Origin of the sequence: Roseateles sp. UC29_93 (genome assembly GCF_042695725.1) — a bacterium.
Taxonomy (GTDB): domain Bacteria; phylum Pseudomonadota; class Gammaproteobacteria; order Burkholderiales; family Burkholderiaceae_C; genus Roseateles; species Roseateles noduli_A.
On record NZ_CP170545.1, the window covers coordinates 6,063,278 to 6,083,528 of the forward strand.

At 68.3% G+C, this 20,251-nt stretch carries 24 protein-coding genes and 1 pseudogene; 10 read left to right on the forward strand and 15 right to left on the reverse strand.

Annotated features, from left to right (window positions below):
• Positions 1-47 precede the first annotated feature (47 nt).
• The 4 genes from ACFJIX_RS28065 to ACFJIX_RS28080 form a co-directional block, all read right to left on the reverse strand.
• Positions 48-1,730 (reverse strand): MFS transporter, encoded by a 1,683-nt coding sequence (locus tag ACFJIX_RS28065; RefSeq protein WP_377156023.1) that lies wholly within the window; start codon positions 1,728-1,730, stop codon positions 48-50.
• A 244-nt stretch (positions 1,731-1,974) separates the two neighbouring features.
• A complete protein-coding gene (locus ACFJIX_RS28070) occupies positions 1,975-2,628 on the reverse strand; it encodes a 2-hydroxychromene-2-carboxylate isomerase (RefSeq protein WP_377156025.1) in 654 nt (217 codons plus the stop codon).
• An 11-nt stretch (positions 2,629-2,639) separates the two neighbouring features.
• The gene (locus ACFJIX_RS28075; protein ID WP_377156027.1) at positions 2,640-2,876 is read right to left on the reverse strand and encodes a DUF1289 domain-containing protein; all 237 of its coding nucleotides are present in this window, start codon (positions 2,874-2,876) and stop codon (positions 2,640-2,642) included.
• Entirely contained in the window at positions 2,873-3,403 is a 531-nt protein-coding gene (locus ACFJIX_RS28080) for a YbaK/EbsC family protein (protein ID WP_377156029.1), read from the reverse strand. Before ACFJIX_RS28080 ends, ACFJIX_RS28075 begins: the two co-directional genes overlap by 4 nt.
• 118 nt (positions 3,404-3,521) lie before the next feature.
• Here ACFJIX_RS28080 and ACFJIX_RS28085 point away from each other — a divergent pair, with 118 nt between their 5' ends.
• The 5 genes from ACFJIX_RS28085 (at position 3,522) to ACFJIX_RS28105 (ending at position 7,967) form a co-directional block, all read left to right on the forward strand.
• A complete protein-coding gene (locus ACFJIX_RS28085) occupies positions 3,522-4,448 on the forward strand; it encodes a LysR substrate-binding domain-containing protein (protein ID WP_377156031.1) in 927 nt (308 codons plus the stop codon).
• Positions 4,449-4,558: 110 nt separating this feature from the next.
• On the forward strand, positions 4,559-5,725 hold the full coding sequence (locus ACFJIX_RS28090; RefSeq protein WP_377156033.1) for a CaiB/BaiF CoA transferase family protein: 1,167 nt from the start codon (positions 4,559-4,561) through the stop codon (positions 5,723-5,725).
• Positions 5,725-6,651: an HpcH/HpaI aldolase/citrate lyase family protein gene (locus tag ACFJIX_RS28095; RefSeq protein ID WP_377156035.1), complete on the forward strand. Its 927-nt coding sequence runs from the start codon at positions 5,725-5,727 to the stop codon at positions 6,649-6,651. Before ACFJIX_RS28090 ends, ACFJIX_RS28095 begins: the two co-directional genes overlap by 1 nt.
• Positions 6,652-6,860: 209 nt before the next feature.
• The gene (locus ACFJIX_RS28100) at positions 6,861-7,319 is read left to right on the forward strand and encodes a hypothetical protein (RefSeq protein ID WP_377156037.1); all 459 of its coding nucleotides are present in this window, start codon (positions 6,861-6,863) and stop codon (positions 7,317-7,319) included.
• 174 nt (positions 7,320-7,493) lie between these two features.
• On the forward strand, positions 7,494-7,967 hold the full coding sequence (locus tag ACFJIX_RS28105; RefSeq protein WP_377156039.1) for a thioesterase family protein: 474 nt from the start codon (positions 7,494-7,496) through the stop codon (positions 7,965-7,967).
• Positions 7,968-8,048: 81 nt separating this feature from the next.
• On the opposite strand, the gene ACFJIX_RS28110 is transcribed toward ACFJIX_RS28105, so the two are convergent.
• The 4 genes and pseudogenes from ACFJIX_RS28110 to ACFJIX_RS28125 all read right to left on the reverse strand — a co-directional run.
• Positions 8,049-8,426 carry a helix-turn-helix transcriptional regulator gene (locus ACFJIX_RS28110; RefSeq protein ID WP_377156041.1) on the reverse strand — a complete coding sequence of 126 codons (378 nt, stop codon included), beginning with the start codon at positions 8,424-8,426 and terminating at the stop codon, positions 8,049-8,051.
• A gap of 246 nt (positions 8,427-8,672) precedes the next feature.
• Positions 8,673-9,923 (reverse strand): MFS transporter, encoded by a 1,251-nt coding sequence (locus tag ACFJIX_RS28115; RefSeq protein ID WP_377156043.1) that lies wholly within the window; start codon positions 9,921-9,923, stop codon positions 8,673-8,675.
• A 5-nt stretch (positions 9,924-9,928) separates the two neighbouring features.
• Complete coding sequence (locus tag ACFJIX_RS28120; protein WP_377162027.1) at positions 9,929-10,801, reverse strand: questin oxidase family protein; 873 nt, start codon at positions 10,799-10,801, stop codon at positions 9,929-9,931.
• Positions 10,802-10,843: 42 nt separating this feature from the next.
• Positions 10,844-11,251: pseudogene (locus ACFJIX_RS28125) on the reverse strand (VOC family protein); the annotation flags it as partial.
• Between the two features lie 223 nt (positions 11,252-11,474).
• Between ACFJIX_RS28125 and ACFJIX_RS28130 the strand changes: the two are divergent.
• From ACFJIX_RS28130 to ACFJIX_RS28140, 3 genes are read left to right on the forward strand one after another with little or no spacing between them, the layout of a single operon-like run.
• Positions 11,475-11,891: a tyrosine-protein phosphatase gene (locus tag ACFJIX_RS28130; RefSeq protein ID WP_377156044.1), complete on the forward strand. Its 417-nt coding sequence runs from the start codon at positions 11,475-11,477 to the stop codon at positions 11,889-11,891.
• Positions 11,892-11,940: 49 nt separating this feature from the next.
• Positions 11,941-12,588 (forward strand): pseudouridine synthase, encoded by a 648-nt coding sequence (locus ACFJIX_RS28135; RefSeq protein WP_377156046.1) that lies wholly within the window; start codon positions 11,941-11,943, stop codon positions 12,586-12,588.
• Positions 12,548-13,423, forward strand: a complete 876-nt coding sequence (locus ACFJIX_RS28140) for an SDR family NAD(P)-dependent oxidoreductase (protein WP_377156048.1) — start codon at positions 12,548-12,550, stop codon at positions 13,421-13,423. Before ACFJIX_RS28135 ends, ACFJIX_RS28140 begins: the two co-directional genes overlap by 41 nt.
• Positions 13,424-13,613: 190 nt before the next feature.
• Here ACFJIX_RS28140 and ACFJIX_RS28145 read toward each other — a convergent pair whose 3' ends face one another.
• The 6 genes from ACFJIX_RS28145 to rpsP form a co-directional block, all read right to left on the reverse strand.
• Positions 13,614-14,603, reverse strand: a complete 990-nt coding sequence (locus ACFJIX_RS28145; RefSeq protein ID WP_377156050.1) for a CobD/CbiB family protein — start codon at positions 14,601-14,603, stop codon at positions 13,614-13,616.
• Positions 14,604-14,672: 69 nt separating this feature from the next.
• Positions 14,673-15,476 carry an NUDIX hydrolase gene (locus tag ACFJIX_RS28150; protein WP_377156052.1) on the reverse strand — a complete coding sequence of 268 codons (804 nt, stop codon included), beginning with the start codon at positions 15,474-15,476 and terminating at the stop codon, positions 14,673-14,675.
• Between the two features lie 133 nt (positions 15,477-15,609).
• Positions 15,610-15,975 carry a 50S ribosomal protein L19 gene (gene rplS / locus ACFJIX_RS28155; RefSeq protein ID WP_297523974.1) on the reverse strand — a complete coding sequence of 122 codons (366 nt, stop codon included), beginning with the start codon at positions 15,973-15,975 and terminating at the stop codon, positions 15,610-15,612.
• Positions 15,976-16,157: 182 nt separating this feature from the next.
• A complete protein-coding gene (trmD, locus tag ACFJIX_RS28160) occupies positions 16,158-16,958 on the reverse strand; it encodes a tRNA (guanosine(37)-N1)-methyltransferase TrmD (RefSeq protein ID WP_377156053.1) in 801 nt (266 codons plus the stop codon).
• 20 nt (positions 16,959-16,978) lie between these two features.
• Entirely contained in the window at positions 16,979-17,575 is a 597-nt protein-coding gene (gene rimM, locus ACFJIX_RS28165; RefSeq protein ID WP_377156055.1) for a ribosome maturation factor RimM, read from the reverse strand.
• An 18-nt stretch (positions 17,576-17,593) separates the two neighbouring features.
• Entirely contained in the window at positions 17,594-17,869 is a 276-nt protein-coding gene (rpsP, locus tag ACFJIX_RS28170) for a 30S ribosomal protein S16 (RefSeq protein WP_377156057.1), read from the reverse strand.
• A gap of 267 nt (positions 17,870-18,136) precedes the next feature.
• On the opposite strand from rpsP, the gene ACFJIX_RS28175 reads away from it, so the two are divergent.
• The gene (locus ACFJIX_RS28175; protein ID WP_377156059.1) at positions 18,137-18,754 is read left to right on the forward strand and encodes a GNAT family N-acetyltransferase; all 618 of its coding nucleotides are present in this window, start codon (positions 18,137-18,139) and stop codon (positions 18,752-18,754) included.
• Complete coding sequence (locus ACFJIX_RS28180) at positions 18,751-19,224, forward strand: NINE protein (protein ID WP_377156060.1); 474 nt, start codon at positions 18,751-18,753, stop codon at positions 19,222-19,224. Before ACFJIX_RS28175 ends, ACFJIX_RS28180 begins: the two co-directional genes overlap by 4 nt.
• A 10-nt stretch (positions 19,225-19,234) precedes the next feature.
• Here ACFJIX_RS28180 and ACFJIX_RS28185 read toward each other — a convergent pair whose 3' ends face one another.
• A complete protein-coding gene (locus tag ACFJIX_RS28185) occupies positions 19,235-20,245 on the reverse strand; it encodes an anion permease (protein WP_377156061.1) in 1,011 nt (336 codons plus the stop codon).
• Positions 20,246-20,251: the final 6 nt, after the last annotated feature.

Sequence of the window (20,251 nt, forward strand, 5' to 3'; positions counted from 1 at the left end):
AAAGGGCGGCCTTTCGGCCGCCCTTTTCGTTGGTGCGGAGCGCTCGCTCAGTCGCGGGCGTAGATGTCCACGTCCTTGGTCTCGCGGACGAACAGCAGGCCGATCACCAGGGTGAGCGCGGCGATGCCGATCGGGTACCAGAGGCCGTGATAGATGTTGCCGTTCTGCGCCACCATCGCGAAGCTGATCGAGGGCAGCAGACCGCCGAACCAGCCGTTGCCGATGTGGTACGGCAGGCTCATCGAGGTGTAGCGGATCCGGGTCGGGAACAGCTCCACCAGCATCGCGGCGATCGGGCCGTAGACCATGGTCACGTACAGCACCAGCACCGCGAGGATCGCGATCACCAGCGGCGTGTTGACCTTGGCCGGGTCGGCCTTGGCCGGGTAGCCCGCGGCCTTCATCGCGTCGGCCAGGTCCTTCTTGAACGCGGCGATCTTCTTCGCGCTGTCCTCGTCGAACTTGTGGCCACCGGCGGTCAGCGTCGCGGTCGGCGCCTCGATGACCTTGTCGCCGATCTTGACCTGACCCGAACCGGCCGCGCCGGGCACGGTCTCGTAGTTCGCCGCGGCTTGCGCCAGGGCGCGCTTGGCGATGTCGCAAGGCGTCGTGAAGTCCACGTCGCGCGCGATCGGGCTGCCCTGGAACGAGCACTGCGCCGGATCGGTCGTCAGCGTGATCTGCGCGGTCGCCTGGGCCTTCGCCAGGTCCGGGTTGGCCGCGTTGGTCAGCGCCTTGAACAGCGGGAAGTAGGTCAGGATCGCCAGCAGCAGGCCCGCCATGATGATCGGCTTGCGGCCGATCTTGTCGGACAGCGTGCCGAACACGACGAAGAACGGCGTGCCGATCAGCAGCGCCACCGCCACCATGATGTTGGCCGCGGCCGGATCGACCTTGACCACGCTCTGCAGGAAGAACAGCGCGTAGAACTGGCCCGTGTACCAGACCACGCCCTGGCCGGCCACCAGGCCGAACAGCGCCAGCAGCACGACCTTCAGGTTCTTCCACTGGCCGAAGGACTCGGACAGCGGCGCCTTGGAGGTCTTGCCCTCGGACTTCATCTTCTGGAAGGCGGGCGACTCGTTCATCGACAGCCGGATCCACACGCTGATCGCCAGCAGCAGGATCGACACGATGAACGGGATGCGCCAGCCCCAGGCCGCGAACGTCGCTTCGCCGAGCGCCGTGCGGGTGCCCAGGATGACGATCAACGACAGGAACAGGCCCAGCGTCGCCGTGGTCTGGATCCACGACGTGTACGCGCCGCGCTTGCCGTGCGGGGCGTGCTCGGCGACGTAGGTCGCGGCACCGCCGTATTCGCCGCCCAGTGCCAGGCCTTGCAGCAGGCGCAGGCCGACCAGGATCACCGCCGCGGCGGGACCGATCGTGTCATAGGTGGGCAGCACGCCGACGATGAAGGTCGACAGGCCCATGATCAGGATCGTCACCAGGAAGGTGTACTTGCGGCCGATCATGTCGCCCAGGCGGCCGAACACCAGCGCGCCGAACGGACGCACGATGAAGCCCGCCGCGAACGCCATCAGCGACGCGATGAACTGCGCCGTCGGATCCAGGCCGGTGAAGAACTGCTTGCCGATGATCGCGGCGAGCGAGCCGTACAGGTAGAAGTCGTACCACTCGAACACCGTGCCCAGCGAAGAGGCGAAGATCACCTTCTTCTCTTCGGCCGTCATCGGCGCATTGGTGGTCACTGCGCTTGCAGTTGCCATGGGATTGTCTCCTCGGGATTTCCCAGAGCCATCGACCGATGGCCCTTGGGGAGCGACTATCCGAGCGCGCTCTGACCCGTTTCTGACGACTTGCTTGCCTCAGACTGACAAACCCGGGTGCAACCCTCGCTTCGCATTTCTCGATGCGGAATTTCGGTGCCTGCGCGCCGCATCAGAGGGTATGTCCCTACGGCGACATTCGAGGGCGAAGCGACCTCGTCGTCGTCTCGACGACCGCCCGCGCTCAGCCGCGCTGCACGCCCACCGGCAAGGTCCGCGCGGCGTCCCACGCGAGGCCGTCGAACCAGGCGTCGCCATCGAGATAGCCGGTCAGCATCTCCATCGCGTCGAGGCCCCAGAACAGCTTGTCGTCGACGCCCATCGTCGGCACGCCGAAGACGCCGCGCGCGACGGCGGCATCGGTGGCCTCGCGCAGCGCGGCCTTGACCTCGGCCGAGGCAGGATCGCGCATCGGCGCGAGGTCCGCCGTCAGTTCGGCCAGGCGCTGCGCATCCGCCGCATCGAGCCCGCCGCGCCAGACATGGTGGAAGACGCGTTCGACCGCGTAGCGGCCCGGCGTCCCGAGTCCGTCGTGGGCGCTTGGCGCGGTGGCCCACAACAGGCGCAGCAAGGGCAAGGGATTGAAAGGATGCGCCGCCGGCAGGTCCAGCGGCACGCCGAGCCGGTGGCCGAGCCACGACACCTGGCGGTAGGTCCAGTCGCGCTTGCCGGGGATCTCGGCGGGGCCCTTGTGGTCGAGCGCCTTCAGCATCGCGCCGAAGAGGATGGGCACGTAGCGGACCGCGACGCTGCGACCGGCCAGCGCCTCGGGCAGCCGCTCGAAGGCGAGCGCCGCATACGGCGAGATCGGGTCGAAGTAGAAATCGATCGTGACCATCGTCGCTCCGTTCAGACCTTGGGCAGCGGCTCGGTGGCGAGCGCGCCGTGCGCGATCAGCAGCGCGCGGCGCTCGGGCAGCAGCGCGAGCAGGCGGATGCGCGACTCGTCGTCCGACTTGCTCCAGCCGGCGATCTCGGGGATGGTGCGCGCGCAGCCGCGACACAGCGCGGTGGGCTCATGCATCTTGCAGATGTTGATGCAGGGCGAGGCGACGCGGCCTTCGGGCGTGCGGGCGACGTCGCTCACTGCGCGACCTCGATCACCGGCGCGCCGGTCAGCGCGACCAGCTGTTGCGGCGTCATCAGGAACACGCCGTTCGGATGGCCGGCCGCGGCCCAGATCGCGTCGAAGCGGAACAGCTCCTGGTCGATGAACAGCTGCGGGGCGGCGCCCTCCTCCGCCGGCTGGAAGCCGAGTGGCGACACGCCGCCGATCGAGAAACCGGTACTCGCCTTCACGTAGTCGGCATCGGCGCGGCCGAGCTTGCCGGTGTGGATCTCGAGCTTGCGCTCGTCGACGCGCTTGTCGCCGGAGGCGATCACCAGCACGGCCGCGCCGTCGGACTTGCGCTTGAACACGACGCTCTTGGCGATCTGCCCCAGCGCGACGCCGAGGGCGTCGGCCGCCTCCTGCGAGCTGCGGGCCGAGACCTCGAGCCATCGCGGCTCGTGTTCGTGGGACAGCGCGCGCAACGCGGCGCGCACGCGGAGGAAACCGTCGGGACGGGCGGTGTCGCCTGCCGTGGAAGTCGCGGGGGAAGTCGTGTCGCTCATGCCGCGCATTGTGCCAAGGCGCCCGGTGCGCGATTGGCGCATCGGCGTCAGACCACACGGCGCGCACTTCGGTATGGTGTGAGGGGCCGCACCCTAAGCGGTCTCTGGAGATCAACTCGTGGAACTGCGCCAGCTGAGGTATCTGATCGGCGTCGCCGACGCCGGCAGCCTGCTGAAGGCGTCCAGGCTGCTGCACCTGGCCCAGCCCGCGCTCGGCCAGCACATCGTCGCGCTGGAGGAGGAACTCGGCGCGCCCCTGTTCATCCGCTCCAGCCGCGGCATGGCCTTGACCGACAACGGCCGCCGCTTCGTCGAGCAGGCGCGCAAGGTGCTGGCGGAACTCGAGGCCGCCAAGGCCTCGGTGCTGGCCGACGGACAGCACCTCGCCGGCGAGGTCATCCTGGGCCTGCCCACGACCGTCGCGCTGGCGGCGACGGTGCCGCTGCTGCGCCTGGTGCGGACGCGGTTGCCGCTCGTGCGGCTGCGCATCGTCGAGAGCCACAGCGGCTTCCTGCGCGAATGGCTGCAGGCGGGGCGGCTGGAACTCAGCATCCTGTTCGAAGACCGCCAGGAGCCATGGTTGTCGCAACGGCAGCTGCTGACGGAGCAGCTGGTGCTGGTGGGCGCCGCGGGTGCCGGCGCGCAGCCGCTGGGGCGCGAGCTCGCGCTGCGCGAGCTGAGCCGCTTTCCCATGATCCTGCCCAACACGGAGCACGGGCTGCGGCGCATCATCGACGCGGCCTGCCGGGCCCATGGCGTCGAGCTCGACGTGGTGGCCGAGATCGACTCGCTGCCCGCGGTCAAGAGCGCCGTCGCCGCGGGGCTCGCGTTCACGATCCTCTCGCCGGGCTCGGTGAGCGAGGAACTGCGCCAGGGTCGTCTGCGCCAGGCCGTGATCCGCGATCCGGAAATCCGGCGAACCATCTGCAGCTGCTTCGCGCTGACGCGTTCGCCCGGACCGGCGGCACGCGCGGTGAGCGATCTCGTCGATGAAGTGATCCGGGAACTCGTGCTGACCGGGCAGTGGCCGGCGACGCTGGCGTAACGCGTCTCCACGCGCCCGCTAGTCCGGATCCGACTAGCGCCTAGCCGACATCCGTATTTCCCAGCGACGGCGCGCATCCGTAGGCTGCTTCCATGAAAGGAAGCGCCTCCATGAGCCTTGAGCCCTCCCTCCCCGACGAGCGCCAGCCGCTGTCGGATGTCGTCGTGATCGACCTGTCGCGGCTGGTGTCGGGCAACGTGCTGACGCATGTGCTCGCCGATCTCGGCGCGTCCGTCGTGAAGATCGAGTCGCCGGAGCGCGGCGACGACCTGCGCGCCTGGCAGCGCCAGGGCGTGAGCACCTACTGGATGGAGTACAGCCGCAACAAGGACAGCGTCGCGCTGGACCTGCGCTCGGACGACGGCATGGCCTCGCTGAGGTCGCTGATCACGCGCGCCGACATCCTGGTCGAGAACTTCCGCCCCGGCACGCTCGAGAAGATGGGGCTGGGCATCGACGCGCTGCAGCGGCTGAACCCGCGCCTGATCGTGGTCCGCATCTCGGGCTGGGGACAGACGGGCCCGTTCGCGAAGAAAGGCGGCTTCGGCTCGCTGATCGAGGCGATGAGCGGCTTCGCCGCGATGAACGGCCATGCGGACCGGCCGCCGGTGCTGCCGCCCTTCTCGCTCGCCGACTCGGTGGCGGGCCTGCACGGAGCGACCGCCGCGCTGGCCGCCCTGCATCGCCAGCGCGCCCATCCCTCGCCGACGGTCCAGGAGATCGACCTCTCGCTCTTCGAGCCGCTGTTCTCGATGCTCGGCCCGCAGGCCTCCGAGTTCCAGCTCACCGGCCAGGCCACGCAACGGTCCGGCAGCCGCTCGCCGACGCATGCGCCGCGCAACGTCTACGCGACCAAGGACGGGCGTTGGGTCGCGTTGTCCGCGGGCATGGCGGGCACGCTGCAGCGGCTCTTCGCCGGCATCGGGAAGCCCGAGGCCCTGAAGGACGAGCGTTTCGCCACGCACGAGGCGCGGCTCGCCAACATCGACGCGCTCGACGAGTTGATCCAGGGGCACCTGTCGACGCTCACGCTGGCCGAAGCGCTGGCCTTCTTCGAGGAACGCGACATCACCGCTGGCGAGGTCTGCGACATCGAGGACCTGCTCCAGCACCCCTACGTGCGAGAGCGCGAACTGCTGCTGGACGCGCAGACGCCGGACGGCCGCACGGTGTCCGTGCACGCCGTGCCCTTCAAGATCAACGGCGCGCGTCCGCCGGTGCGCCGACCCGCACCGGCGCTCGGCCAGGACAACGACAAATGGCTGAAGGACCGGTGATGAACGCCCACTCCACATTGCCTGCATCGACCGCATCGACCGCTCCGTCGCACCGCTTCTACCGGTCCTACCTCTTCGTCCCCGCCGACAACGAGCGTCTGCTTCAAAGCGCCTTGAACAAGACGCCCGACGTCGTGATCCTGGATCTCGAGGACGGCGTGCATCCGAGCAGGAAGGCGGCCGCGCGTGCCGGCGTGGCGACCGCGATCGGACGCGTGCACGCGAGCGGCAAGGCCGCCGCGGTGCGCGTCAACGGCGCGCTGAACACCGCCATCGACGACCTGCGCGCCGCCGTGTCGCCGGGCCTGCGCCTGCTGGTGCTGCCGAAGGTCGAGCACGCCCGCGATGTCCAGCTGCTGGCCGGCGTCGTCGACGAACTCGAACGATCGGCCGGTCTGCCGGCGAGCGGGGTCCGCTTCCTGCTGCAGATCGAGTCCGCGGCCGCGCTGCCACGGCTCCACGACATCGCCGCGGCCTCGCCGCGCGTGCATTCCATGATGCTGGGCAGCGAGGACTTCTCGCTCGACGTCGGCGGTCTTCCGACGCCCCAGGCGCTGCTCACGCCGAGCCTGATGGTGCTGTACGCGGCGCGCGCGGCCGGCGTGCTGCCCGTGGGCTTCGTCGGCTCGATCGCCAACCTCGGCAACGTCGAGGATTTCGAAGCACTGCTGCGGCAGGCCCGCTCGCTCGGCTTCCGCGGCGCGGTGGTCGTGCATCCGAAGTTCGTGGACGCGATCAACGCCTGCTACACGCCAACGCCCGAGCAGGTGGCGCAGGCGCGCGCCATCGTCGCCGCCTTCGACATCGCCGATCGCGACGGCCTCGGCGCCACCAAGCTCGGCGATCTGATGATCGACAAGCCGGTCGTCCTGCGCGCGAAGGCCCTGCTCATCGAGGCCGGCCTCAGCCCCCTCGGCGACGGCTGAGCGCACTCGCCGCGTCGACACACCTCGATTCCCGGACGAGCGATTTCAGTTGAATGGATTGATCACGTTAGTTGCCGAATGACATCAATTTTGATGAAGTCCATGCAGCGCGAGGGCGAAAGATCTCGACTTTGGGCCTAGATTGATTGGGGCATATGCCCCTCGGAACATGGGCCGTGGCGGTAACCGACTGATTAAGAGGTGCTCTCATGAAGGCTACTGGTGCGCTCGCTCTTTCACTATTCCCAATGGCGGTCATGGCCTCGGACTGCGTGTCCAATGCACCTGCGTTCAGTCCGCAGACGTCTAGCTTTGCCGCCACTTGTTCCCCGGGTGAAACGATCGTCCACGTGGCGAAGTCCAAGTCTCCAGTTGTGAAGTTGGATTTCCCAAGCGATCAAGAGGTCACCATTTCAACGAGCTCCGGTGCGAAGAGTTCAGGTGGCAACGGACACGGTGCCCAGGTATGCATATGGCAGTCCTGGGACATGGGCAAGCCTTGCGGCGCAAGCGCCGTGTCGCAGGACGGTTTCAACGACTGGAACGGCAATGCGTCATGTGGCGTAAAGGTTCCGAAGGGCATTCAGTACGTCCGCGCCTTGCAGGTCAATTCGAATGCAGACGAACAGAACACGACGATCACCATCGTCTGCAGAAGAAACGGGTAACACCCACACGAAGCGCATGTCAGCCAACCTCTTCCCCTGAAGTTCCGCATGGTTGTGAGCGCAACAGAAGGCATCCTGCAGTCACGTCGGCTGGCCACCAGAACGAGCTGCGTGAACATCGATTAGGGCGAGCGCTCTCCTGCCGCGCGCGGCCTTGCGTTATGGTCCGCGCCCATGACCGATGTGAAGAGCCCCTTCGAGCCCGAGTTCACCACCGCCCTGTGCGAGATCTTCGAAACGCTGATCACCTTCAACCAGGTGCTCGGCGTGAAGATCGACGAGCTGCAGCACGAGATCGTGCGGGCCCACATTCCCATGCGGCCGGACCTGGTCGGGCACTACGCCCACAACCGGCTGCACGGCGGCGTGATCAGCGCAACGCTCGATTCGATGGGCGGCTTGGCGGTGATGGCGGCGATCGGCGCGCGACATCTCGACGAAGCGCCGCAGCAACGGCTGCAGCGTTTCGCCAAGCTCGGCACGATCGACCTGCGCGTGGACTACCTGCGGCCCGCCATCGGCGCCCTCTTCCGCTGCGAGGCCGAGGTGATGCGGCTGGGCAGCCGCGTCGCCAACACGCGGATGGCGTTCACCGATGAGCAGGGCCGACTGCTGGCCACCGGCGCCGCGGCATACATCGTCTCGTGACATTGGCGCCCTTCTTGCTCCCTCTCCCGCTTGCGGGAGAGGGTGGGGGTGAGGGTGAGGGCCAGCGGACTCTGCAGTCCACTACACCGCGCTGATCCGATAGGCACAACGCCGCGCGCCGGCCAGCAGATGCTCGGTGCGCTCGACGGTAAGTCCAGGACCCAGGCAACGCTCGAACAGCGCCAACTCCGAGCGACAGAAGCCTTGGCAGCTCTGTGCGGCGGCGCAGATCGGGCAATGGTCTTCGACCAATAGCCAGTCTTTGCCGACGCGCTCGGCGCGGGCCATGTAGCCCTCTTCCGCGCGCAGCCGAGCGAGTTCGCGCACCCGGTCGCCGGTCGTGCGACACCGGTCGATCGCCGCTCGATAACGCAGCTCGCTGTCGCGCTCGCGAGCACCGATCAGTTGATCGAGTCCTGCCTCGCCGAAGACCGCGCGCGCCTGCTGGATCAGTTGCACCGTGAGATCGGCATGCCGATCCGGGAAACGCCCGTGGCCCGCCGCCGTCAACGACCACAGCTTGCGCGGCCGTCCGGCCTCGCCGCGCTGATCGTCCTGCGCAACGACAAGTCCCCTGTTCCTCCAGGCGCGCCAGCAGCTTGTGCGCGCCCATCGGCGTGATGGCGACAGTTGCCGCCAGCGCGGCCGCCGCCTGCGGGCCGCGGCTCTTGAGCTCGAACAGCAGCCGGTCCTCGTTCCCTTGACTCATGAGTGGCGCCTCGCGAAGCGGATGAAGCCGATCGCCGCGCCCAGGCACATCGTGCCGCCCAGCAGCATGATCCAGCGCGCGGACAGCATGCCCAGCGCGCCGCCGATCAGCGCGATCAAGGTGTTGGACAGGCAGAAGACCGTCGTCAGCAGGCCCATCACGCGGCCTTGGCCATGCGCGGCGAAGCGCTCCGACATCCATGCCGGCATCAGCGCGTTGTAGAACGAGAGCGGCACTCCCAGCAACGGGATCAACGCAAGTCCCAGCCAGGAGGGCGCAAGGCTCAAGGCCAGCAGCCCGATCGCCGCGACGACCGCGAAACGCGCCGCGCGGTGCAGCGGCGTCGGCCCGGAGCCGATGCGCGCCGCGAAGATGCTGGCCGCCGTCATCGCGGCGCACTGCACCGCCGTGACCAGCGCGATGCCGCGACTGTCCAGCCCCGCCTGCTGCAGCATCCACAGCGGCGCGAACTCGTACAGCGCGTTGACGCCCAGCGTGTACGCCAGCTGCAGCAGCGCGAGGTGGCGCAACACGGGATCCTGGGCGATCAGCCCCAGCGACTGCTGGCGCCGCATGGCGGCGAGCATCCCGCCTTCGGGCTTGGCGGTCGGCCGGTCGTCGGGCAGCCCGAAGCCGAGCAGCACCAGGCAAGGCAGGATCACGACGGCCGCCACGATGAAGGGCACCGCCTCGCCCCAGGGCAGCGTCAGGCCGCCGAGCAGCGGCCCGACCAGCCAGCCGATGTAGAGGCTCGCGTTGAGCCAGGCGAAGCTGCGCGTGCGCTCGAGCTGCGGATGCCAGTCGGCCAGCAGCGCCCGCACGACGGCGACGTTGCCTTCGGTCAAGCCCGTCGCGAAACGCGACAGCACGAACAGCGGATAGTCCCGCGAGGCCAGCGCGAAAGCGCTCAGCCCGTAGCCGACGAGCGTCGCGGTGATGGTGACGCTGAGCACACGGCGCCGGCCGTAGCGGTCGGACATCGGCCCGATCACCAGGCTGCCGACCAGGATGCCGGCCGGGTTCACCGCCAGCGCCAGGCCCATCAGCAGCTCCGGCCGCAGGCCGAGGAAATGGGTGAAGTCGTCGACCGGCCCGCTGACGAAGATCGGCGCCAGGATCGGGTACGGCAGCGCGACGCCGGCGGTGCTCATCAGCGCGAGCGCGCAGACGGCCCAGAGCAGCAGATGCGGATGGCGCAGCGGCGCCGGCGAGGTGGCAGTCGCGGAGGACTCGGAGGAAGACAGCACGGCGCTCATTGTGCGGCCCCTTCGCGGCGCAGACACAAGGCATAGCCGGGCCAGCCGCGATGGCGCCATTCCTCGCGCGCGGCGTCGGCAACCTTGATGCGGTGGTCGTTCATCGACGCGTGCAGCCCGGGCAGCTCGCGCGTCCAGTCGTCCTCCGTCGCGTGTCCCGCGTGGACCAGCGCCCAGGCCGGCGCCGGACGCAGTTCCGACAGATACGTGCCCAGCCACGCGCGCCAGACGGTGCGCAAGACCTGGCCCTCGTCGACCGCCAGGCCGCGTGAGGCGGCGGCCTCCAGCAGCACGCGCAGCGCATGCGTGCCCGTCACCAGGTGCAACGAGGCGAACTGGTGCCGCGACAGGTACGCGGCCAGCGAGGCTTCCGCCAGCGCATCGAGCGTCAATCGCGGGCGCTCCACGTAGCCGTCGAAGCCCGGCAGCGTCGCGGCATGTTGCATCCGCGTCGTGATCAGCGTGCCCGGCATCGCCGGCATGGCGAGCGCGGGATCGGCACGCACCGCATCGATGACCTCACGAAGGCTTTCACGCCCCTGCCCCGCCGGCACCGGCGCGCCGAGCGGGCTCTCCAGCCCGATCGTCGTCCTCAGCGCCGCGTCGAGCTCTTGACGATGCCCCGACTGCAGCGCATAGGCGAGCCGGATCGCGACATGGAAGGCCTGCGCTTCGGGCGCGGCCAGCACGCGGCGCAGCGCGTCCTCGACGGAGGGCGGCGGCACGCCGTCATCGTCCGCGACACGTGACAGCGGCGCCCAATGGTCGATGTGCCGTTGCAGCGATTCGCGCGGCGCGCCCAGCCGAGCCAGCGCGCCGAGCGCCATCGGCAGGTGGTTGAAGAGCGGCAGCGCCTCGGTGCCGTACATGGGGCCGAACTTCACCGACTGGTCCAGCGCCTCGTGCAGCCCCGCCGGCCAGGGCGGGCCCTTGAGCTCGAGGGCATTGCCATCGGGATCGAACAGGTACAGCGACGGTCCGTCGCCGTCCGCGCCGTAGCGCGAGCCGTAAGTGTCGACGGTGACGCCTTGCGACGTCAGCCAGCGACGCAGCGCGGGCTCGTCGAGCGTCTCGACGCGCAGGCAGAAGTGGTCGACATTGCGCCCCTCCGCGCCCGGGCCTGCGCCACCGACGCGGCCGAGCTTGCCGTCCAGCGGCACGAGGTCGATCAACTGCGCGCCCGCGCGCAACTGCACCAGCCCGATCTCCTCTTGACGCCGCTCGACGGTGCAACCCAGCAGGTCCCCGTAGAAGTGCAGCGCCGCCGGTAGATCGCGCACGCGCAGCACGAGATGGTCGAGTCCCTGGATCCTGATCATGGCGAGCTCCTTCCGCTTGCGTTGTTGTGACTTCGAGCCTTGCTTCGGCGGGGCGTCGAACGAGGCGCTGAACGCCATGCCGCGATGATCGCGCCGCCCGTCAAATTAATAAACTTTTAGTTGATTAACATCGACTCCAGCAGGGAGACCCGACAATCGGGGGCATGGCTTTCCGACCCCTCCCCTCCCCGACGCCATCCCGGGCCGGCTGTGGCTGCAGTCGATGCCGGGCCGCCGCGAGTCCTGGGGCGCCTTCCTCGACGAGGCGCGCCTGAATCAGCTCAACGTGGTGGTCTGCCTCAACCCGCTCGAGGAAGTCGCCGAGCTCTCGCCGCCGTATCACAAGGCGATCGCCGAGGGCCGGCTGCCCTTCCGCTGGCTGCATGTGCCGATGCGCGATTTCGGTCTCGCGTCGGACAGTGCGGCGTTCCGGCAGGGTGTGGAGCACATCGCGCAAGGCCTGCGCATGGGCGACCGCGTGCTGCTGCATTGCGCCGCCGGCATGGGCCGCACCGGCACGATGGCCGCTTGCGTGCTGAAGCGGCTGGGCGTGCCCGCGGCGCAATCGCTCGAAGCGGTCAGCGCGGCAGGATCGAATCCGCAGTCGGCGCAGCAGTCCGGATGGATCCACCAGTTCTGAGCTGCAACGACGTTGGGTGATTCCTGGATGATGCTTCAACGATGCCTCGATGATTGATCCGACCCTGCCGGCACTAACCATCGTCCATGCGGACAGATGGCGCGTCGTCGTCGACAAGCCGTCGGGCCTGCTGTCCGTACCCGGCAGAGGCGAGCACAAGCAGGACTGCGCCTGGGCGCGCGTGGCCGCTGAATTTCCGGATGCGCTGATCGTGCATCGGCTGGACCAGTCGACTTCCGGCCTGATCGTCTTCGCGCGCGGCGAGGCGATGCAGCGCGCGCTCAGCGAGGCCTTCGCCGCGAGGCTCGTCGACAAGCGCTATGAGGCGGTGGTGGCGGGCATCGTCGAACGCGACGCGTTCGAGATCGACCTGCCGCTGATCGTCGATTGGCCGAATCGCCCGCGGCAGATGGTCGACCACGAGCGCGGCAAACCCAGCCTGACCCGCGTGCGGGTGCTCGATCGCGATGTCGCGGCGCGCACCACGCGCGTCGAGCTCGAGCCGGTCACCGGGCGTTCGCACCAGCTGCGCGTGCATCTGTTGGCCGCCGGTCTTCCCATCCTCGGCGACGCGCTGTACGCGCCGCCGGAGGTCCTCGCGCAGGCACCCCGCCTGCTGCTGCATGCACGGGACCTCAACCTGCCGGCGGTGCTCGATGCGACGCCGCTTTCATTGCATTCGCCGCCCGATTTCTGAGCGTGCATCCCGCCATCCGCCCAAGGAGCATTCCCGATGTCCTCGACCGTGTCCACCGACTCTTCCCCAAGCTCATTCCCTCACGATCATCACCGGCAGCTCGCGCGGCCTCGGCGAGGCGCTGGCGCGCCAGTCGCTCGAGGCCGGCCATCTGGTCATCGGCATCGCCCGGGGCCGCAGCGAGGCGTTGGAGCGCTTCGCCCATGAGCGCGGCCTGCCGCTGCAGCAATGGCAGGCGGACCTGTCGAGCCCGCTGGCGATCGCGCAGCGCCTGGCCGACTGGCTGCGCACGCAGCCCCGCGAATGGACCACCGCGACGCTGATCAACAACGCCGGCGTCGTCACCACGCCCGGCCCCATCGACGGAGAGTCGCTGGAGACACTGTCCGCCGCGCTGCGCGTCGGCCTGGAGGCGACTGTGCTGATGAGCGCGGCCTTCCTCGATGCCACCCGCGACTGGCCCGCCGAGCGCAAGGTGCTGAACATCTCGTCCGGCCTGGGCCGCCGCGCGATGGCCGGCAGCGCGCTCTATTGCGCGGCCAAGGCCGGCATGGACAACCTCAGCCGCGCCATGGCGCTGGACGAGGAACACAAGGCAGCCAAGGGGGAACGCGCCGCGCGCGTCGTCTCGCTGGCGCCCGGCATCATCGACACCGACATGCAGGCCCAGTTGCGCGGGGGCGATTCGTCGAAGTTCCCGGACCGGGACCGCTTTGCCGCCTTCAAGGCCGAAGGCCAGTTGGCCAGCGCCGCGGACACCGCGGCTCAGGTGCTGAAGTTCCTCGCCAGAAAAGACTTCGGCCAGCAGGTGCTGGCCGATGTGCGGGACGCTTGAACTTCCGGTTGGGGCGTGCGCAGAGCTTGGCCGGGTCCGGCGGCTCGGGCCTCGCGGGCGCGCCAACTCGCTTTGCTCACCTGCGGTTCGCGCCGCTCGGACAGACGGCGCTCAAGTCAGTTTTGGAACGCTCGGCTTCGCCGCCGGACCCGGCCAAGCTCTGGAGAGCGTCTGCGCGCGGAAGGCGCGCTCAGCCCACCAGGTTCGCCAGCGTCAGTAGGGCCAGCAGCATCATCCACAAGACAACCGAGCGCCAGACGAGGCCGACCACGCTCTGCAGGTGACCCAGTTGCGGTGGGACACCACCGGTGGAACCTTCCGCCCGCGTCGCATCCATGTCGCCGCCAGATTCGAAGGTCTTGCTCCGGTCGGGCGTGACGCCTGGAGCGGCGCTGCCGCCCAGTTGCACGCCAACGGCACCCGCGGCGGAAGCGAGGATGATCCCCTCGTTGTCGTGGGCCCACAGCGCCGAGTCGCGACGCCAGGAACTCACCGCCTCCTCGAAGTTGCCCACGATCGCGAAGCCCGTCGCCGTCAGGCGCGCAGGGATGTGGTCGATCATCCCGAACAGCTTGCGCGAGAGCTCCATCAGGCGCTCGTTGGTCGGCGCGTCCAGCGTGCGGCTCTTGAAGGCCCAGTAGCGGCCGGCGAATTCAGCCATCCGGTACAGCACCGCACCCGCCGGGCCCAGGCCCAGCGTCGAGAACAGCACGAACCAGAAGAACACCCCGAAGACATGCCGGTGCGCGGCAAGCAGCGAGTGCTCCAGCACGTGCCTCAGCAGCTCGGTACGCGGCAGCTCGCTGGCGTCGAGGTGACGCCACTCGGCGAGCAGGCGGCGGGCTTCGAGCTCGTCGCCACGCTCCAGCGCGTCACGGATGTCGGTGAAGTAGTGGCTGAACTGGCGGAAGCCCAGCGTCAGATAGAGCACCAGCACATCCATCGCCAGCGAAAGCAGCAGGCTGTAGGGCCGCACGAGCGCGTAGATCGCCCCGACCAGCAGGGCCGGACCGACGACGGTGATCGTCCACACGACGGCCGCATGGTGCGACCGGCCCGCGTCGAAGTTGCGCCCGGTCCAGCGCACCCAGGCGATCATGCCTTGGTGGACCGGATTCCCGTGCGGCAGAGGCTTGAGCTGCTCGCACACCAGCGCCAGCAAGACCGCGAAGAAGTTCATGGCCCGGGATGATAGCGGCCCGCACACCCGCCGAAGAGGGATCGGTGTCCCCCTGCCCCCTGCCGTGGCTCAGACCTGCAGGAAGCGGTAGAGATTGCGCAACATCGCGGCGGTCGCCCCCCAGATGAAGAACTCCTTCGAAGCGCCCGCCGTCAGCGTCACGTCGGGGTCCACGTTCGACACCGCAAGACCTGGCCCCGTCCACGGCATCGACAGGAACTGCCGTCGGCCTTTCAGGGGACCGTTGTCGCTGGCGGCCTCCCCGGTCGCGTCGCCCGCGTCGTACTCGAAGGTGTGGCGCTGGTGGTGCGCGGGGTTCATCAGGAACTCCAGCGGGACCTCGAACGCCTCCGCCACCTCGAAGGCATCCAGCCGCAGCGAGAAGCCCGGGCGGATCAGACCCACCACCGGCGTGACCTCGTAGGCTGTCACCGTGCGATAGACAGGCAGCTGGCCGATCAGGTCCACGTAGCGCTCGTCGAGGCCGATCTCCTCCTCCGCCTCGCGCAGCGCCGTGCGCTCGGGCGAGCCGTCCTCCGGCTCGGCGCGGCCGCCGGGGAAGCTGATCTGGCCGGCATGGTCCCGCAGATGCGCCGTGCGTTGCGTCAGCAGGACGTGCAGGCCTTCGGCGCGCTGCACCAGCGGGATGAGCACCGCGGCCTGCGTCGTCGTGCGGCCCGGGAAGAGGCCGCCGTCGCCGGGCAGCTCCGGGTCGATGCTCAGCGGATGCAGGAAGCGCTCACGCAGCCAGCCCGGGGTCAGACGCTCACGGGGGACGGCGGGGAGATGCGCATCGGTGCCGGTGACGGGGATGGCGCGGGGATCCTGGATGGCTGGACGGCTGGCGGGACGGCTGGAAGGAGGCGTCGGCATGCGGCAGGGTCGTCCGGTGTGCCGGACTTGTTCGTGGGCGCTCGGGGCGCGAAGCCCCGATTGGACGCCAGAAACGACAAAGCCGCTCCGGGCAGGGCCTTGGAGCGGCTTTGGGGGTGGCTTGCGCCGAGGATCAGGCCGACTTGATGGCCAGCTTTTCCTTGATGCGCGCCGACTTGCCCGAACGCTGACGCAGGTAGTACAGCTTCGCGCGGCGGACGTCGCCGCGGCGCTTGACTTCGATCGAAGCGATCAGCGGGCTGTACAGCTGGAACGTCCGCTCAACGCCTTCGCCGCTCGAGATCTTGCGGACGATGAAGTTGGAGTTCAGACCGCGGTTGCGGCGGGCGATCACGACGCCTTCGTAGGCCTGCACGCGCTTGCGGGTGCCTTCGACGACGTTCACGTTGACGATCACCGTGTCGCCAGGAGCGAAAGCGGGGATGGTCTTGTTCAGGCGAGCAATTTCTTCTTGCTCGAGGGTTTGGATCAGATTCACGAGGATCTCCTGTGATCTTGCCGGCGCGAATCAGGATGATTCCAGGTCTGGCCGCCATCGAATGAATTCTTCGGCGCCGCCCGCGTGGGGATTCAACCAACGGTGTCAAAGCACCGCCCTTGCCCCATCAGCCCAGTAGAGGATCGGAAAAACCCGCGATTATAGACGTGGTTGGGCGATCGTCAAACTTCGCCCGTCTTGGCGATCGTTCCGCCCTGGGCCGTGCGTAGCGACGCGAGGAACTTCTCGTCCTTCTTGTCGAGCTTGCCGTCGCGGCGCGCGGCCTCGATCAACTCGGGCCGGCGGCGCAATGTCAGCGCCAGCGACTGCTCGCGACGCCAGCGGGCGATCTCGGCATGATGGCCGGACAGCAGCACCGGCGGCACCGGCAACGGGCCGTCGGGCGTCTCCAGGACCTCCGGGCGGCTGAAGTGCGGGCAGTCCAGCAGCCCGTCCGAGAAGCTGTCCTGCTGATGCGAGGCGGCGTCGTTCAGCACGCCGTCCTGCAGACGCGCGATCGCATCGAGCATCGCGATGGCCGGCAGCTCGCCACCGGAGAGCACGAAATCACCGAGGCTGATCTCCATCGTCACGTGGCGGTCCAGCACGCGCTGGTCGATGCCTTCGTAGCGGCCGCAGAGCAGGATGGCGCCCTCGCCTTGCGCGAGCTCACGCGCCAGCGCCTGGTCGAGCTTGCGGCCGGTCGGGCTGAAATGGATGACGGCCGGCGCACCGGGATGCGTGGTCGCGCGATCGGCCTTCACCGCCGCCAGCGCGCGCTCCAGCGGTGCGGCCAGCATGACCATGCCGGGACCGCCGCCGAAAGGACGGTCGTCGACGCGACGGTAGTTGTCCTCGGCGTGATCGCGCAGTTGCCACAGGCGCACATCGACCTGCTTGCTCTCGTAGGCGCGACGCGTCACGCCGACCCGCAGAAAGGGGTCGAAGAGTTCAGGAAAGAGGGTGAGAACGTCGAAGCGCATGGGCATCGGGCCCGACGGCTTCAATAGTCCAGATCCCAGTCCACGGGGATGACCCGCGCGGCCTTGTCGACATCGCCGACAAACGCGTTCACGAACGGGATGAGGATTTCCTCGTCCGGCTTGACCGGCGTGGTCTTGCCGGCGGGCAGGATGCGCAGCACGCAGTGCGGGCCGGTGTCGATCAGGTCGATCACCTCGCCCAGCGTCTGGCCGTCCTTGTTGACGACGCTCATGCCGATCAGGTCGATCCAGTAGAACTCGTCCTCGCCGGTGTCCGGGAACACGCTGCGCGAGACGAAGATGCGGGCACCCTTGAGCGCCTCGGCGCCGTTGCGGTCCGCCACACCTTCGACCTGGGCGACGATGCCGTCCGCATGGTCGCGGACGGAAAGAATCTTGAGCACGGGGGGCACGACATGCGGCTTGCCCGGCAGGGCCTTCTCGCTCGGCTTCATGAACCAGCGGCGAGAGGCGAAAAGCGCCTGGGCATCGGCGGAGTGGCTGAGGATCTTCAGCCAGCCCTTGATGCCCCAGGCGTCCAGCACGCGCCCGACCTCGATGGCGTCCTCCGGAAAGGCCGGAGAACTCTCGATGACGTCGTCGGGCGCCTGCTTCATCTGCTGCGATCCGAAGGATTAGGCAGCGACGGCGGCGGCCGGAGCGGCAGCCGACTTCTTGGACACGTCGACCAGGCGGGCGACGGCCGGCGACAGCTGGGCGCCGGTGCCGACCCAGTAGGACACGCGGTCCTGGGCGACACGCAGGCCTTCGGCGTTGCCGGTGGCGACGGGGTTGTAGAAACCGACGCGCTCGATGAAGCGGCCATCGCGACGATTGCGGCTGTCGGTCACGACGATGTTGTAGAACGGACGCTTCTTGGAGCCACCGCGGGAGAGTCGAATAACGACCATGATCTATCCTTCAGGTTTTGAGCGTTCCACCGCACCAGGGAGACACACAGGGGCAAGCAGACAATTGAATCGACTTTTCAAAGGGCACGCGTGTGTCGCGAAAGATCCCCACGAAAGGTCGACAGCTGGCCCTGTAGATACGCCCCCCGGACTGTCATCGCACAAGCTCCGGATCAGGGAGCTTCGAAGCGTGACAGCCACACCCGGGGGCCAGCGCCAAAACCCGGCATTATAAACTCGCGTTTGACGCTTTGTCCTCCTCCCCCAATGACGACAACCACCAGCAGTTCCTCCCCCCTCCTGATCCGCCCCAGCCTGGAGGGCGACATCGCCGCGATCCAGCAGATCTACGAGCACGCGGTGCTGCACGGCACCGGCACCTTCGAGACCGACGTGCCCGACCGCGCCGAGATGGGCCGCCGCCGCACCGAGGTCCTCAGCCGCAGCCTGCCGTACCTGATCGCGGAGCGTGACGGGCAGGTGCTCGGTTTCGCCTACGCCAACTACTTCCGGCCGCGCCTGGCCTACCGCTACTTCGTCGAGGACTCGATCTACCTGTCCCCCCAGGCCCAGGGCCAGGGCGTCGGCCGCTTGCTGCTGGCCGAACTGATCGCCCGCTGCGAGGCGGCAGGCGCCCGCCAGATGGTGGCCGTGATCGGCGATTCGCAGAACCTCGGTTCGATCGGCGTGCACCGCAGCCACGGTTTCGAGGACATCGGCGTCATGAAGGCCGCCGGCTGGAAGTTCGGCAAGTGGCTTGATGTCGTGTTGATGCAACGCCAGCTGGGTCAGGGTGACACCAGTTCGCCCACCGGTGCGACGCCCGCGACCGCGGCGGCCTCGCCGGCGGCCCCGTCCACGCCTGCCGAAACGCCCGCCGCATGAGCGCCGTCGCTCCCGACGCCGGCGGCGCGGCGGACCTCAAGTCCAAGACCGTGGCCACCTGGCTGAGCTTCGCGCTCGGCAGCCTCGGGGCGCATCGTTTCTACCTGCACGGATTCAGCGACAAGCTCGCCTGGCTGCATCCGCTGCCGACGCTGCTTGGCCTCTATGGTGTGCACCGCATGGACACGCTGGGCCAGGACGACGTCGCCGCCTGGTTCCTGATCCCGCTGCTCGGGCTGATGATCGCCCAGAGCATGCTGGCGGGCATCGTCTACGGCCTGATGCCCGACGAACGCTGGGCCGACCGCTTCAACCCCGGACAACCGGTGCGCAAGACCGGCTGGCTGCCTATCCTGGGCGTGATCGCCTGCCTGATGGTGGGCGGCGCCTGTCTGATGGCGACGATCGCCTTCTCGGCGCAGCGCTACTTCGAGTCGCAGGTCGAAGCCGCCCGCGAGATCAGCCAGTAGCGCGCCGCGCTCAGAACAGCGTGAAGCTGATCCAGTAGAACAGCCCGGCGATGAACGCCGACGCCGGGATCGTGAAGATCCAGGCCCAGACGATATTCCCCGCCACCCCCCAGCGCACCGACGACGCGCGCTGCGTCGACCCCACGCCGACGATGGCGCCGGTGATGGTGTGCGTGGTGGACACCGGAATGCCCAGGGAAGTCGCCAGGAACAGCGTGATCGCGCCGCCGGTTTCCGCGCAGAAGCCGCCGACCGGTTTGAGCTTGGTGATTTTCTGCCCCATCGTGCGGACGATGCGCCAGCCGCCGAACATGGTGCCCAGGCCGATCGCCAGGTAGCAGACGACGATGACCCAGGTCGGCGGCGAATGTTCGCCGGCGCCCGCGTAGCCGGAGGCGATCAGCAGCATCCAGATCAGGCCGATCGTCTTCTGCGCGTCATTGCCGCCATGGCCCAGGCTGTACAGCCCGGCCGAGACCAGTTGCAGCCGCCGAAACCAGTTGTCCACCCGCAGCGGCGAACTGCGTCTGAACACCCAGGCCACGGCCACCATCAGCAGCGAGCCCAGCAGGAACCCCAGCAACGGCGAGACGAAGATGAACAGCACCGTCTTGCCGATGCCGCTCATGATCAGGCCCTTGGTGCCTGCCTTGGCGATCGCCGCGCCGACGAGGCCGCCGATCAGCGCATGCGACGAGCTCGACGGGATGCCGTAGAACCAGGTAATCACGTTCCACGCGATCGCGCCGATCAGCGCGCCGAAGATCACATGGTGATCGACGATGGACGCGTCGATCGACCCCTTGCCGATCGTCGCCGCCACCTTCAGCTCGAAGAACAGCACCGCGATCACGTTGAAGAAGGCCGCGAAGAGCACGGCCTGCTGCGGCTTGAGGACGCCGGTCGACACGACCGTGGCGATCGAGTTCGCCGCGTCGTGGAAGCCGTTCATGAAGTCGAAGGCGACGGCCAGCACCACGAGCATGGCCACGACCCAGAAGGCCACGTGCATCGTTCCCATGGGAGA

Coding starts and splice junctions, on each gene's coding strand:
- ACFJIX_RS28065 (WP_377156023.1), bottom strand. CDS start 1,730: ATGGCAACTGCAAGCGCAGTGACCACCAATGCGCCGATGACGGCCGAA.
- ACFJIX_RS28070 (WP_377156025.1), bottom strand. CDS start 2,628: ATGGTCACGATCGATTTCTACTTCGACCCGATCTCGCCGTATGCGGCG.
- ACFJIX_RS28080 (WP_377156029.1), bottom strand. CDS start 3,403: ATGAGCGACACGACTTCCCCCGCGACTTCCACGGCAGGCGACACCGCC.
- ACFJIX_RS28090 (WP_377156033.1), top strand. CDS start 4,559: ATGAGCCTTGAGCCCTCCCTCCCCGACGAGCGCCAGCCGCTGTCGGAT.
- ACFJIX_RS28095 (WP_377156035.1), top strand. CDS start 5,725: ATGAACGCCCACTCCACATTGCCTGCATCGACCGCATCGACCGCTCCG.
- ACFJIX_RS28100 (WP_377156037.1), top strand. CDS start 6,861: ATGAAGGCTACTGGTGCGCTCGCTCTTTCACTATTCCCAATGGCGGTC.
- ACFJIX_RS28105 (WP_377156039.1), top strand. CDS start 7,494: ATGACCGATGTGAAGAGCCCCTTCGAGCCCGAGTTCACCACCGCCCTG.
- ACFJIX_RS28120 (WP_377162027.1), bottom strand. CDS start 10,801: ATGTACGGCACCGAGGCGCTGCCGCTCTTCAACCACCTGCCGATGGCG.
- ACFJIX_RS28130 (WP_377156044.1), top strand. CDS start 11,475: ATGCCGGGCCGCCGCGAGTCCTGGGGCGCCTTCCTCGACGAGGCGCGC.
- ACFJIX_RS28135 (WP_377156046.1), top strand. CDS start 11,941: ATGATTGATCCGACCCTGCCGGCACTAACCATCGTCCATGCGGACAGA.
- ACFJIX_RS28140 (WP_377156048.1), top strand. CDS start 12,548: ATGCGACGCCGCTTTCATTGCATTCGCCGCCCGATTTCTGAGCGTGCA.
- ACFJIX_RS28145 (WP_377156050.1), bottom strand. CDS start 14,603: ATGAACTTCTTCGCGGTCTTGCTGGCGCTGGTGTGCGAGCAGCTCAAG.
- ACFJIX_RS28150 (WP_377156052.1), bottom strand. CDS start 15,476: ATGCCGACGCCTCCTTCCAGCCGTCCCGCCAGCCGTCCAGCCATCCAG.
- trmD (WP_377156053.1), bottom strand. CDS start 16,958: ATGCGCTTCGACGTTCTCACCCTCTTTCCTGAACTCTTCGACCCCTTT.
- rimM (WP_377156055.1), bottom strand. CDS start 17,575: ATGAAGCAGGCGCCCGACGACGTCATCGAGAGTTCTCCGGCCTTTCCG.
- rpsP (WP_377156057.1), bottom strand. CDS start 17,869: ATGGTCGTTATTCGACTCTCCCGCGGTGGCTCCAAGAAGCGTCCGTTC.
- ACFJIX_RS28175 (WP_377156059.1), top strand. CDS start 18,137: ATGACGACAACCACCAGCAGTTCCTCCCCCCTCCTGATCCGCCCCAGC.
- ACFJIX_RS28180 (WP_377156060.1), top strand. CDS start 18,751: ATGAGCGCCGTCGCTCCCGACGCCGGCGGCGCGGCGGACCTCAAGTCC.
- ACFJIX_RS28185 (WP_377156061.1), bottom strand. CDS start 20,245: ATGGGAACGATGCACGTGGCCTTCTGGGTCGTGGCCATGCTCGTGGTG.